We start from the raw sequence: 12,639 nt of genomic DNA, 5'->3' as shown, positions 1-12,639 counted from the left end.
AGGTGTGGGGGTTGCTTTTCTCAGGGGGGGTGGTGGGGGTGGTGTCTGGGGGGGTGGGGGGGGGGGGGGGGGGGTTTTTTGTTTTGGGGGGGGGGGGGGGGGGGGGGGGGGGGGGGGGTGCCCCCCCCCCCCCCCCCCCCCCCCCCCCACCCCCCTTTCGCGTAGATCCGCGCGGGTGCCCGCGCCGTCAGCCGACCCGCGTGAGCTTCGCGCCGAGGCCGGGCTCCGCGAGGTCCTTCGCCAGGGCCACCGGCACCTCGACGGCGCCGCTGGTGCCGTCGCCCACGGACAGGACGCCGACCTTCGTGCCCTTCTTCGCGGTGTGCGGGATCTCCTTGCCGCCGTCGGTCAGCTCCAGCTTCGACGTCAGACCGGACCAGCCGACGGCCGTGACGTCCTTGGTGGTGACGACCGGGGTCTCGCCGCCGAGGCCGTCGTCGACGTGGCCGACGACCGTGCCCTTCTTCACCACCGTCTTCGCCGTGAGCGCGTCCTGGCCCGCGGCGATCAGGTCCTTCACGACGCTCGTGACCTGGTCGATGTTGGCCACACCCGGCTTGCCGAACTGGGCCAGGGCCGCGCCGATGATCACGTGGTCCTTGCCGTCGACGCGCTTCTTCGCGGCGAACAGGATGTTGCCGCCCGCGGCCGTGGTGGTGCCGGTCTTGATGCCGATGGCGACCGTCGGGACGAGGCCGAAGTAGTTCTTCTGCTCGTCGCCGTTGAGGTCGTCGTACTTGGGCTGGGCGGCGATCTCCTTGAACGTGGGGTTCTCCATCGCCACCCGGCCGAGCTTCACCAGGTCCTCGGCGGTCGACACCGTGGTCTTGTCCAGGCCGCTCGGGTCCGTGTAGTGGGTGTTCTCCATGCCGAGTTCCTTGGCCGTCTTGTTCATCTTGGCCACGAACTTCTTCTCGTCGCCGCCGCTGTCCCAGCGCGCGAGCATCCGCGCGACGTTGTTGGCGGACGGCAGCATGACGGCCTGGAGGGCCTCGTACTGCTTGATCTTCTGGCCCTCGGTCACCTTGACCACGGACTCGTTCTCCGGCTTGCCCTTCTCGTAGTGGCGCTGCGCCTGGGCGTCGACGGTGAGGGTCTTGCCCTTCGTCCCCTTCTTGATGGGGTGGTCGCGCAGGATGAGATACGTCGTCATCACCTTCGCGATGCTCGCGATCGGCACGGGCTTCGCCTTGCCCGAGGTCCCGAAGGTGCCGATGCCGTCGACGTCCATGGCCGCCTGACCGTCGCTCGGCCAAGGGATCGAGGGCTTGCCGCCGCCGAAGGAGAACGTCTCCTTGGCGGTCATGCTGAGCTTCGCGTCCGGGAGCGGGCGTACGGCCTGTACGACTGCAAACACGATCGCCAGGAGCAGCACGAGCGGCGTCCAGACCTTGAACCGCCGCACGATGGTGCGGGTCGGGGTCTCCGGAGGCGGCGGCGTGTTCGTCAGCTCGGCGAGCAGGTCGAGCGGCGGCTTGGGCGGCAGCGGCTGCTGGGTGGTCCGCTCCGGGGCCTCCGCCTTGGGTGCCTGCGCGGCGGGGGCGGGGGCCGCGGGGGCCTTGGGCGCGCCCTGCGGCGGCGCCTTCCGCTCGGGCGTGGCACGGGGCTCGTCCAGCGGCTTCAGCGCGACGAACTTGCTGGTCCGCTCGGCCTCGGACTCCGGCGCCGCCTTGACGTCGCCGAGCTTGAGCATGGTGGTGGGCTGGTCGACGTCACGGGAGCCGGGGCCGGTGGGCCTGACGGCCTTGAAGACGGCGGTGGCCTGGTCGACGGGCTTGCCGCCGGGCTCGTCGCCCTGGACCTCGGGCTCGGCGTCGGCCGCCTTGCCTGCCTTGCCTGCCCTGTCTGCCTTGGCCGCCTTGTCTGCCTTGGCCGCCTTGTCTGCCTCGCCTGCCTTGGCCGCCTTGTCGTCGGACGGCTTCGCGTCGGCGGACTTCGCGTCAGCGGGCTTCGCGTCAGCGGACTTCGCGTCAGCGGACTTCGCGGTGTCGTCGCCCGCCTCGGCGTCCGCGTCCGCCTCCGGCACGACGCCCTTGAACACCGCCGTCGCCTGGTCCACGGGACGCGCACCGGAATCGGACCCGGACCGGGGCTCGGCGGCGGTGTCAGTGCCCCCGGCCGGCTCCTCGGCCTCGTCCTTCTTCGCCCACGACGGGCGGGTCTTGAACACCGCCGTCGCCGTGTCGACGGGACGCCCGCCCTCGCCGGGACCCCCGTCGCCAGAGGTCTCGACCCGTGACCGATCGGTCCGGAACACGGCGGTGGCCTTGTCGGACTTCGGCGCGTCCGACGCGTCCGCCGCCACCTCGTCGGCGCCCTCGTCCGAGGCCCCGGCCCGCGGCCGGTCGGTCCGGAACACGGCCGTGGCCGTGTCGGACTTCGGCGCGTCCGACGGGTCGGGCGCGCCGCCGGAAGTCGCCTCCGGCTCCGCCGCGGCCTCCCCGGCGCTCTCGTCCGAGGCCCGGTCCGCGGTGTCCGCGGCGCCCTCGTCCGCGGCGTCCGCCGCCTCAGGGGAAACGTCACCTCCGGCCGGAGAGCCGCTCTCGCCCTCGGCGCCCTCGCCACCCTCGGCGCCCTCGCCGCCCTCGGCCTTCGCGTCCGCGGAGGCGACCCACGCCGCCACCGCGTTCCGCAGGCGCGCGTCCCCGGTGACCTCCTTGGCCTTCGGGGGCGTGGGGGGCGAGGCTGCCGCGTCGTCCTCAGAGGCGCCCCCGCCAGAAACCGTCTTCGAACTGTCGGGGTACTCGCCCGCCACCGATTCCTCCTCGTACTCGCCGTACTCGCCGTGCTTCGCCACGCAAACCGGGGCCCGGACCCGCTGTCCGAACCATGTACCAGTGTCCTGTGTGAGGGCTTAACCCCCGTGGTAGACGAGAACGACATACCTACTGGTTCCCGTACGTACCGCCCACGCGCTCTCGACAGACCAATGTGAGAGGGGTCACCCTGTCATTCATCCACGCGGGGAGGCATGGATGGGCAGGAGCCGCAGAACAATTCCGGAGGAGCTTCTGCTGCTCGCTCTGGACCCGGCCACGGGTACCACAGCGCAGCCGCAGTCGCTCGACCTCGGTCTGGCCGGAGCACAGCTAGTGGAGCTGGCGCTGGCCGGACGGATAGCCCCTGACGGGGATCGTATCGCCGTGGTGATGCCACGGCCGACGGGAGATCCGACTCTGGACTCCGCACTGGAGCTGTTGCGCAGGCGCGGCAGCCCGGTGCGCGCGGTCCACTGGATCGGCGGGCCCCGCCTGGGGCTGCGCCAGACCTACCTTTCGCACCTGGAACGGTGCGGCATGGTGCATGCCGTGGCGGGCCAGATGTGCGGGGTGCTGCCGACGACTCGCTACCAGGCGACGGACACGGCGATCAGCCGGGAAATCAGGTCCCGGCTCGACTCGGCGATCCGCACCGGCGTACCGCCGGACCCACGGACCGCGGCGCTCGCCGCGCTGGCCCACGCGGTCGGCCTCGGCAAGCACCTGTATCCGGGCAACGAGGGACGATCGTCCCGCTCCCGGCTGCGGGACCTGATCAGGCACGACCCGATGGGCGGCCTCGTGGCGCACGCCGTGATGGACGTCCAGAACGGCGTGGCGGCGCAGCCGCGCCGCAGCCCCGCGACGGCGGGGCAGGGTGGCACACGGCCGCCCGCACGGACGACGGCGAGGGCGGCGACGGACCCCGGCAGGGTGCCGATGCAGCCGCGCCGGGGTGCGGGAGCCATGGCCCGCGCCGTGGCCCACTGAACGAACCGAACGAACTGCACGAACCGCACGAGCGGCCACGTACGGGGAGAGATCCCCGGGCAGCACAGCACCACGCACCGGCACCGGTACGGACGCCGACACCGGCATCGGTACCGGACCCGTGAGCGCGCGGCCCGCACGGGCTGCCGCCCACGGCACCGCACCACACGCAGCACGCACACCGCACGCAGCACGCACGCACCACCGCACGCAGCACCACCGCGCACCGCGTCACCCGCACCGTGTGACGCACCCGCGCCTCCGCTCCACGAGGCGCGCGCCGCGCAGCCGTGCGGGGCCGGGCGCCGGCCGCACCGGCGCGCGGTCCCGTACGGACGCAATCACCGCACGCGACACGCCTGTTGAGAAGCACCTTCGACGCCGCGGGGCGTCAGCACCCCCACAAGTCCGCCGTTCTGCTGTTTCCCAGCGGCGAGTTGCCCCTTGGTGGCACTCTGCTCCACAGCAGACACGCAATGTAGAGGCATATTTGCCGGAGGTGCACTTCCCGTGGCGTCCAACGTCAATCCCACCGTCAGGCGTCGCCGGCTCGGCCAGGAGCTGCGGCGGCTCCGTGAGCTAAAGGGCATGACGGCGGAGGAGGTGGCGGAGCGCCTGCTCGTCTCGCAGTCGAAGATCAGCCGCCTGGAGAACGGCCGCCGCTCGATCAGCCAGCGCGACGTCCGCGACCTGTGCGGGGTGTACGAGGTCGAGGACCACCGCATCGTCGACTCGCTGATGCAGATGGCCAAGGACTCCCGCCAGCAGGGCTGGTGGCACTCCTTCGGCGACATCCCGTACAGCGTGTACATCGGCCTCGAGACCGACGCCGCGTCGCTGCGCGTCTACGATCCGCAGGTCGTGCCCGGTCTGCTCCAGACCAGGCCGTACGCGGAGGCGCTGATCACCGGCGCGCTCCCGGAGACCCCGCCGACGGACATCGAGAAACGGGTCCAGGTCCGCATGCGCCGCCAGGAGCGCATCGCCGCGCCGGAGAACCCGCTGCGCCTGTGGACCGTCCTCGACGAGTCCGCGCTGCGCCGCGTCGTCGGCACCCGCGCCCTGATGCGCGAGCAGCTGGAGCACCTCGTCGAGCAGTCCCAGCTGCCGCACGTGACGGTGCAGGTGATCCCCTTCGACATGGGCGCGCACCCCGGCCTGAATGGCCAGTACGCGATCCTGGAGTTCCCGGACGCGTCGGATTCCAGCGTCGTCTACATCGAGGGCGTCACCAGCGACCTGTATCTGGAAAAGGCCAATGACGTGCAGCAGTACAGCGTCATGTACGAGCATTTGCGGGCCCAGGCGCTGAACGTCGACCAATCCCGGCAGCTGATCGCGGACATCGCCAAGGACTACGCCCGCTGACATTCGGAAGCACTGCTTCCGAATATCTCGACGGCCGCCCGCCAGCCGCCCGCCGGTCGCCCGACGGCCTCGAAGGCCGCCCGGCCCGGGAAAACGCCGCACCGTACACCGTTGCCGCGCCGGGATGGAAGACCCCTCTGGAATATGCCATCCGGTTGAGTGAACGAACCATCCGCCACTCGATGTTGGCGAGTAGCGTCATTCACGCCAACAGCCCAACGGCGTTGGCGTAGACCGCTCTCCCGCGGGATACCGCAATTCACCAACTGCGCACATCGGAGCAAACATGGCAATCCAGCAAGGCGCGTCGCCCTCGTGGACCAAGTCGTCCTACTCCACCGGGAACGGCGCGTGCGTCGAGGTCAAGTCCCCCGTCCTGCACGCGATTTCCGTGCGGGACTCCAAGGTCACGGACGGCCCGGTCCTCGCCTTCCCGGCCGACTCGTGGAACGCCTTCGTGGGCGAGGTGCGTGAAGGGTCTCACGACCTCGGGTGATACGTGCCAGTGAAGGCAATCGCCGAGACAATCGCATAGCTGCACCCGCAGAGCCCTCTCGACTGGTCCGCCGTCCCGGCCGAGGGGGCTCGGCCTTTGCCCCGGCGCGCTAGCGGAGCTGGTCGACGTACCGGTCCGTGCCCGGCACCGTCGGGATGAACGGGGCCAGCAGCTCCACGCGGCCCAGACCCGAGGCGGCCACGTCCGCCTCGCGCCCCGCGAAGCGCTCCGCCCAGCACGCCCGCGGATCGCACTCCAGGAACCACAGCAGCGTCAGCCTGGTGTCCACGCCCTCGACCTGCTTCACGTACGTCATACGGTCGCCCGGCAGCGGCGTCGGCCGGAAGATCGTGACCAGGGCGGCGGGCGAGTCCCCGAGCGCCCGGGGCAGGTGCCGGGCGCGCAGCCAGTCGAGCAACCGCGCGCGCTCCTCGGGCCCCTCCGCGTCGACGACCTCCAGGACGAGCCCCTGGTACGGGTGGTCGAGGGCGTGCACGTCGCGCGGACCGGCGGCGCCGTCGCGGTACACGGTCGCCGCGTGGTCCTGGAAGGCCGTGAAGACGTGCGTGCGGGCCTGGTGGACGCGGCCGTCGCGGTTGAGGCGCTTGTTGATGGCGACGGTCCACTTCATGTGCTCGGCGTAGCGCCCCTCGGTGATCCAGTACGTCGACAGGTAGCAGCCCGCCGTCACCGGGCTCGCGACGGCGGACTTCTGGGGCACGCGCAGGAGTTGCAGCTCCCGTGTCGCCACCCAGCGCCGGCCCGCGTACATCCAGGGCATCGCCATCGCGCCCGCGTAGTAGTGGTCGTCCTCGTACCAGCGGTTGTACGCGAACTCGTGCCCCGGGTGCGGCTCGACCATGGTGATCAGCGCGTGCCCCGGGCGCACGCCGTACGGCCCGACCGCGGCGAGTTCGCCGTACGCCTCGGCGCGGGCCTTGGTGGAACGGGTGTCGTCGCCCATGCCTCTCCCCTTCTTCCGCGCGGACCCATACTCTGACGCCCCGTCAGACATAAGGCCAGAGCCCGGAGGTCCCGCATGCCGCTGCTCCAGGGAAAGACCGTGATCGTCTCCGGCGTCGGCGCCGGGCTCGGCCATGAGGTGGCCGCGGCCGTCGTGGCCGAGGGCGGCAACGCCGTGCTCGGCGCGCGCACGGAGGCCAACCTCGCCAAGGCCGCGGTCGACGCGGACCCCGGCGGCGCCCGCACCGCGTACCGGCCGACGGACATCACCGACGAGGGGCAGGGCGCGGCGCTCGCGGAACTCGCCGTCGACCGGTTCGGCGGCGTCGACGCGCTGGTGCAGGTCGCGGCGTTCGACAGCCACTTCGGCGGGCTCCAGGACGCGGACTTCACCAGCTGGGCGAGCGTCCTGGACGTGAACCTGCTCGGCTCCCTTCGCATGACCCGGGCGTGTCTGCCCGCCCTGAAGGAGCGCGGCGGCTCGGTGGTCCTGATCGGCACGCAGTCCTCGGTGGCGGCGCCCTCGCAGGTGCGGCAGGCGGCGTACGCGGCCTCGAAGGGCGCGCTGACTTCGGCGATGTACTCCCTCGCGCGCGAGCTGGGCCCCTACCGGATCCGGGTCAACACCGTGCAGCCCGGCTGGATGTGGGGCCCGCAGGTGGAGGCGTACGTGACGCTGACCGCGCGGGCCGGAGGCGTGCCCGAGGCGGAGGTGAAGCGGCGGCTCACCGAGCGCATGGCGCTGCCCGACCTCGCCACGGACGGGGACGTGGCGCAGGCGTGCGTGTTCCTCGCCTCGGACCGGGCCCGGGCCATCACCGGCCAGTCGCTCCTGGTGAACGCGGGAGAGCTGATGCGCTGAGACACCCTGGCCCCCGGCTGCCGCCGGGGGTTTCCCGCACCCTCACTCGGTCACGTACATGAACCAAGGTCGCTGACACGAACGATTTTACTTCCTCTTGACCGTGCGGGCGGTTGTCCGCGCCACACGGCCGAACCGACGATGAGCGGGCCCTTCCCGGCCGTACCCGCGCCGCACGGGTGAACTTCCCAGCAGATCAACGGAGTTGACCGAGTTCACAAGGCGGACCCCGGGAGGGGGATATGAACGGTCTCGACTGGGCCGTGCTCATCGGCTACTTCGGCGTGATGGTCGCGATCGGCGTCTGGTCCCACAAGCGCGTGGACAACGTCAGCGACTTCTTCACCGCCGGCGGCAAGATGCCCTGGTGGCTGTCCGGCATCTCGCACCACATGTCCGGCTACAGCGCCGTGATGTTCACCGGCTACGCCGGAATCGCCTACACGTACGGCGTCACGTCCTTCGTCACCTGGTCCTTCCCCATCGCGCTCGGCATCGCGATCGGCGCCCGCCTCTTCGCGCCGCGCATCAACCGGCTGCGCTCGCGGCTGCACGTGGCCTCGCCCCTCGAATACCTGAAGAACCGCTACAACCTGCCGACCCAGCAGGCGCTCGCCTGGTCCGGCATGCTCCTCAAGATCGTGGACGTGGGCGCGAAGTGGGCGGCGATCGCCACCCTCCTGTCCGTCTTCACCGGGGTCTCCCTGAACCAGGGCATCCTCATCACCGGCGCGGTCACCGCCGTCTACTGCACCATCGGCGGCCTGTGGGCGGACGCCCTGACCGAGCTGGGGCAGTTCGTCATCCAGCTGCTCGCCGGGATCGCGATGTTCGTGGCCGTGGTCGTGGAGCTGGGCGACTACGGCGGCTTCTTCGGCGTATGGGACCGCCCCGAGCTGGACGGCCACGCGAAACCGCTGGTCGGCCCGTACGGCACGGTCTTCCTGCTCGCCTTCGTCTTCATCAAGCTCTTCGAGTACAACGGCGGCATGCTCAACCAGGCCCAGCGCTACATGGCCACGGCCAACGCCCGCGAGGCCACACGGTCCGCGCGGCTCTCCGCCGTGCTGTGGCTGGTGTGGCCGCTGGTGCTGTTCTTCCCCATGTGGATGTCGCCGCTCCTCGTCGACGCGACGAAGCCCGACGGCTCGGACTCGTACGCCCTGATGACGGAACAGCTCCTTCCGCACGGCCTGTTGGGCCTGGTCATCGTGGGGTTCTTCTCCCACACCATGGCGATGTGCTCCTCCGACGCCAACGCCATCGCGGCCGTCTTCACCCGGGACGTGGCACCGGTCCTGTCGAGGAGGGCGCGGCGGTGGACCGACCACGCCGGGCTCGTCGCGGCCCGCCTGACCACGGTCGTCTTCCTCGGCCTCTCCATGGCGGTGGCCACCCAGGTCAACTCCCCCACCTTCGACGACATCATCACCGTCGTCATCAAGTGGGTCGCCGGACTCATGGGCCCCATCGCCATCCCGATGATGCTCGGCCTGCTGCGCGCCTTCCGCCGCTCGGGCCCCACGGCGGCGCTCACCAGCTGGGGCCTGGGCCTCTTCGCGTTCTGGCTGGTCAACTACCCCATCCACTGGAACGTCGACGGCGGGGTGCCCCTCCAGTACCAGGTGTCCGTACCGCTGGCGGTGTCGCTCGTCCTGTACGTGGTCATCGGCTGGGTGAAGCCGGAGGACACGCCTGAGCGCGACGCGCTGATCGAACGGATCAACACGGACGGCGACGGCTCCGCCGCCGCCCTTCCCCTGCCGGGGCAGGCTGAGGCCGCGCCTTCCAAGCCGGGTCCCTAGCGGGCGTCTCTTCGTCTGCGGGCTTGTTGTGGCTGGTCGCGCAGTTCCCCGCGCCCCTGCGGGGCGCCCCCTGTCACGCCCTCGGATATCTCGCCAGCCAGCCCGGGGCCGCGCCCGCCGGGCTGTGGAGGGCCGGGCCCTGGGTCATCTCCATGGCGAAGTCGTCCGCCAGTTCCAGGACGGTGGCGCGGCCCTCCAGTTCGGTGAGCCAGCCGGGCGGCAGGGCGGTCTCGCCGTGCAGCGCGCCGAGCAGCGCCCCGCACAGCGCGCCCGCCGCCGTGGAGGACGCGCCGTGGTTGACGGCGAGCCTGAGGCCGTGGCGGACGTCCTCCCCGACGAGGGCGCAGTACACGGCGGCGGCGAGCACGCCCTCCGCCTCGCCGTCGCCGAGCAGCTCCTCCACGCGGGCCGCGTTCGGCATGCCCTGCCGTACGGCGCCGAGCGCGTGCCGAAGCCCGTCGGTGACGGCCTGGTGGCCCGGCCGCGCGGCGAGCAGCGAGAGCGCCCGCTGCACGGCGCCGTCGAGGGACTCCCCGCGGGCGAGCCCGTGCACGAGCACGGCGTGCGCGCCCGCGGCGAGGTAGGCCGTGGGGTGTCCGTGCGTCTGCACGGCGCACTCCACGGCGAGCTGGAGCACGAGCTGCGGCTCCCAGCCCACGAGCAGCCCGAAGGGCGCCGACCTGACGGCGGCCTCCGCCCCGCGCTCGCCCGGGTTCTTGGGCACGTCGAGCGTGCCCATGCGGTCGTCGGCGAGCCCGGTGAGGCAGGCCCTGGCGGGCCCGCGGCGCGAGTACAGCCACTCCTCACGGGCCAGCCAGCCGTCCTCCTCGCGCCGCTCGTCGGGCCCCCAGTCGCGCTGGGTCACGGCCCACCGCCGGTAGGCCCGGTGCAGATCGGTCGGCGGGTGCCAGGCGCCCGTGTCGCGCCGCACCTGGGCCCGTATCAGGCCGTCCACGGTGAAGAGCGACAGCTGCGTGGCGGCGGTCACGGCGCCGCGTCTGCCGTGCTCGGCGACGAGTTCGGTGAGGCCCTCTGCGCCGTGCGCGGCCCGGATCTCCGCCAGGCTCAAGCCGTCGACGGGCGCCCCGAGCGCGTCCCCGACGGCGGCCGCGAGCAGCGTGCCGCGGACCCGGCTGCGGAAGTCCTGCTGCTCGGTGCGGCCCCACACCCCGGTGGCTGCTACGGCACTCACCGAACCCCCTTTCCCGTGCCTCGCCGTCCGACTCCGCAGCACTGTAATCGAACGGGAACGGTGGGTTCAGGGGGCAAGTGGTTTGTGCGGAAGGTGCGCTTTCCCTAGTTCCCGTCGGGGGTTGGGCGGTGTTCGACGTATTCGACGACCGTGCCGTCGGGGTGCCGCACGGTGAAGCCGGTGCCCGTCGGGACGCGGTGCGGCGGATCGAGGATCTCCGTGCCCTCCTCGGTCGCGAGCCGGGCCAGGTACTTCTCCGCGGAGTCGATGATCAGCGTGCCGTCCGTGGCCCGGAACGGCGCGAGCGTCTCCTCGTCGCCCTCGACGAGCAGGAAGCTCCCGACGACGGCGAGCGCGAGGCGCTTCTGCGGATACGTGAACCGCATGTCCCGCTCCACGCCGAGCAGCCGCTCGTAGAAGGCGGTGACGGACTCCAGGGTCCCCGTCGGGGTGTAGACGCGGATGAGGGTGCGGGGGCCGGCGAAGCTGGTGGAGTCGTTGGTGCGGCGCCAGACGGTGGGGGTGAGGTCGGTGTGCGTCTCGGTGGTCATGGGGCAACCCTCGCGGCGGGAATGGGGGGCAGCCAGGGGGGTGTTGATGGGGTGAGTGGAGGTAACAGGATGGCGGAGGGCGTGTCGAGCCCGGCGGCCCCGGCGCAGGGCCCGGCGACGACCGGGGTGACGGACCCGGCTCTGCTCCGCCGTGAGTTGGGCGGCTTCCTGCGCGCTCATCGCGAGCGCGTGGCCCCGGCCGACGTGGGGCTCCCGGTCACCGCCCGGCGTCGCACGTCCGGGCTGCGCCGGGAGGAGGTCGCGACGCTGTCCGGCGTGTCGGTGGCCTGGTACACCTGGCTGGAGCAGGGCCGCGTCGACACCTCGCGGCAGGTCCTGGACGCGGTGGCGCGGACCCTGCGCCTGGACGCCGCGGCGCACCGCCACGCCCTCACCCTGGCGGGCTACGCCCCCTTCGACGCGGCCCCCGCCGCGGTGCCCGACTACCGGCCCATGCTCAACAGTTGGCCCACCCCGGCGGCGCTCCTCGACCCGGCCCTGGACCTGCGCGCCTGGAACGAGCCGTACGCGGCGCTCTGGCCCGACCCCGCCCGCGTCCCCGCCGACCGCCGCAACCTGCTGCTGCTCCTGGCCACCGACCCCGGCCACCAGCACGTCCTGCCCGCCTGGCAGCCGCTGGCCGTGGACCTGTACCGCCACTTCCGCACCCGCGCGGACCGCGAGCCCGCGCCGTCCCGCAGCCACGAGGTGACCGCCCTGCTGCGCGCCGAGCGCCCCGAACTCGACGCCTGGTGGGCCTGCCGCTCGGTCGCCGACTTCACGCCCCGCACCGCGACCCTCACCACCCCCGACGGCGGCACGCGCCCGTACGAGATGACCCTGCTCCTGGCACCGGAGCCGCGGGGCTCGGCCATCCTGGTCCAGACACCGTCCGCCACGGCCCCGTCGTGCCCTCGCGGTACGCTGCTCGCAGGGTGACGTAAGGACCTGTCCGGCCGGACGGAGGTACGAGGTGAGCGCTCAGCCCGTCGAGCCGACGCCTCAGGGGGCCTATTACCAGCTGCGCGACCTGGCCGACGACTTCGCCGACGCGGCGGAACGGCGCGGCGAGCGCGTGCGAGCCGAGATCACGGCCAACAGGATCGACATCGTCATGATGAGTCCGACCAAACGGCACGGCCGCATCGTCAGCCTGCTCATCAGGCAGATCGAGGACCAGGACGAGAACGCCGTGACCATGGCGGAAACCAAGATCGAGCATCCTGGGCTCGGCTTCTACCGGACCGCCGACCTGGTCGTGATGTCCCAGGACGCCTACGAGGCCTCGGACGACGACGCGCCCGCGTTCGCCCCGGACGTGGACCTCGCCGTCGAGGTCGTCTCCAAATCCAGCCCCGAGAACGACTACATCAAGAAGCTGCGGGACTACCCGCGCATGGGCGTGCCCTGCTATGTGATCGTGGATCCGCGCGACGGCACGGTCAGCGTGCACAGCGCCCCGGGCACCATCGGCGGGCAGCCCCAGTACCGCGACCACGCGCGGCATGTGTTCGGGGACAAGGTGCGGATGGGCCAGTGGGTGGTCGACACGGTGGGCTTTCCCCGCCGCCGCGCCGAGCGGACCTGATGGCCTGGGGCGCCGGACCCTGAGATCCGTCAGGGTGTTCCCTGATCTTCGGGTCCGGCCGTTGC

General features: G+C 71.9%; 11 protein-coding genes. 7 read left to right on the top strand and 4 right to left on the bottom strand.

From position 1 onward, the window contains the following. Positions 1-187 precede the first annotated feature (187 nt). Positions 188-2,797, bottom strand: a complete 2,610-nt coding sequence (locus AC07GB_RS26645; RefSeq protein ID WP_478849640.1) for a D-alanyl-D-alanine carboxypeptidase — start codon at positions 2,795-2,797, stop codon at positions 188-190. Between the two features lie 178 nt (positions 2,798-2,975). Between AC07GB_RS26645 and AC07GB_RS26640 the strand changes: the two genes are divergently transcribed. The 3 genes from AC07GB_RS26640 to AC07GB_RS26630 all read left to right on the top strand — a co-directional run bounded on the left by AC07GB_RS26640 (position 2,976) and on the right by AC07GB_RS26630 (position 5,613). Then, positions 2,976-3,749 carry a GOLPH3/VPS74 family protein gene (locus AC07GB_RS26640; RefSeq protein ID WP_478849638.1) on the top strand — a complete coding sequence of 258 codons (774 nt, stop codon included), beginning with the start codon at positions 2,976-2,978 and terminating at the stop codon, positions 3,747-3,749. A 510-nt stretch (positions 3,750-4,259) separates the two neighbouring features. Continuing rightward, entirely contained in the window at positions 4,260-5,117 is an 858-nt protein-coding gene (locus tag AC07GB_RS26635; RefSeq protein ID WP_478849636.1) for a helix-turn-helix domain-containing protein, read from the top strand. 286 nt (positions 5,118-5,403) lie between these two features. Then, positions 5,404-5,613 (top strand): DUF397 domain-containing protein, encoded by a 210-nt coding sequence (locus AC07GB_RS26630; protein ID WP_478849634.1) that lies wholly within the window; start codon positions 5,404-5,406, stop codon positions 5,611-5,613. 109 nt (positions 5,614-5,722) lie between these two features. Here the strand turns inward: AC07GB_RS26630 and AC07GB_RS26625 are convergent, their stop codons facing one another. Beyond that, complete coding sequence (locus tag AC07GB_RS26625) at positions 5,723-6,577, bottom strand: hypothetical protein (RefSeq protein ID WP_478849633.1); 855 nt, start codon at positions 6,575-6,577, stop codon at positions 5,723-5,725. 75 nt (positions 6,578-6,652) lie between these two features. Here AC07GB_RS26625 and AC07GB_RS26620 point away from each other — a divergent pair, with 75 nt between their 5' ends. Both AC07GB_RS26620 and AC07GB_RS26615 read left to right on the top strand, forming a co-directional pair. Beyond that, positions 6,653-7,438 (top strand): SDR family oxidoreductase, encoded by a 786-nt coding sequence (locus AC07GB_RS26620; RefSeq protein ID WP_478849631.1) that lies wholly within the window; start codon positions 6,653-6,655, stop codon positions 7,436-7,438. 242 nt (positions 7,439-7,680) lie between these two features. Continuing rightward, positions 7,681-9,243, top strand: a complete 1,563-nt coding sequence (locus AC07GB_RS26615; protein ID WP_478849629.1) for a sodium:solute symporter family protein — start codon at positions 7,681-7,683, stop codon at positions 9,241-9,243. A gap of 73 nt (positions 9,244-9,316) precedes the next feature. Here the strand turns inward: AC07GB_RS26615 and AC07GB_RS26610 are convergent, their stop codons facing one another. After that, positions 9,317-10,435, bottom strand: a complete 1,119-nt coding sequence (locus tag AC07GB_RS26610) for an ADP-ribosylglycohydrolase family protein (protein WP_478849627.1) — start codon at positions 10,433-10,435, stop codon at positions 9,317-9,319. 104 nt (positions 10,436-10,539) lie between these two features. Next, positions 10,540-10,986, bottom strand: coding sequence for a VOC family protein (locus tag AC07GB_RS26605; RefSeq protein WP_478849625.1), 447 nt, complete (start codon positions 10,984-10,986; stop codon positions 10,540-10,542). Between the two features lie 69 nt (positions 10,987-11,055). On the opposite strand from AC07GB_RS26605, the gene AC07GB_RS26600 reads away from it, so the two are divergent. After that, entirely contained in the window at positions 11,056-11,925 is an 870-nt protein-coding gene (locus AC07GB_RS26600) for a helix-turn-helix transcriptional regulator (RefSeq protein WP_478849623.1), read from the top strand. Positions 11,926-11,959: 34 nt separating this feature from the next. Next, entirely contained in the window at positions 11,960-12,574 is a 615-nt protein-coding gene (locus AC07GB_RS26595; RefSeq protein ID WP_478849621.1) for a Uma2 family endonuclease, read from the top strand. The last annotated feature ends 65 nt before the right edge of the window (positions 12,575-12,639 follow it).

It is taken from the genome of Streptomyces sp. NPDC045778, from assembly GCF_056431945.1.
The sequence above is the reverse complement of the archived record's forward strand: the minus strand, read 5'-3'. Positions and strand labels throughout refer to the sequence as shown.

What these genes read in the sequence shown, in the direction of transcription:
- AC07GB_RS26615 (WP_478849629.1), top strand. Translation starts at nt 7,681, where the DNA reads ATGAACGGTCTCGACTGGGCCGTGCTCATCGGCTACTTCGGCGTGATG.
- AC07GB_RS26600 (WP_478849623.1), top strand. Translation starts at nt 11,056, where the DNA reads ATGGCGGAGGGCGTGTCGAGCCCGGCGGCCCCGGCGCAGGGCCCGGCG.
- AC07GB_RS26620 (WP_478849631.1), top strand. Translation starts at nt 6,653, where the DNA reads ATGCCGCTGCTCCAGGGAAAGACCGTGATCGTCTCCGGCGTCGGCGCC.
- AC07GB_RS26625 (WP_478849633.1), bottom strand. Translation starts at nt 6,577, where the DNA reads ATGGGCGACGACACCCGTTCCACCAAGGCCCGCGCCGAGGCGTACGGC.
- AC07GB_RS26630 (WP_478849634.1), top strand. Translation starts at nt 5,404, where the DNA reads ATGGCAATCCAGCAAGGCGCGTCGCCCTCGTGGACCAAGTCGTCCTAC.
- AC07GB_RS26605 (WP_478849625.1), bottom strand. Translation starts at nt 10,986, where the DNA reads ATGACCACCGAGACGCACACCGACCTCACCCCCACCGTCTGGCGCCGC.
- AC07GB_RS26640 (WP_478849638.1), top strand. Translation starts at nt 2,976, where the DNA reads ATGGGCAGGAGCCGCAGAACAATTCCGGAGGAGCTTCTGCTGCTCGCT.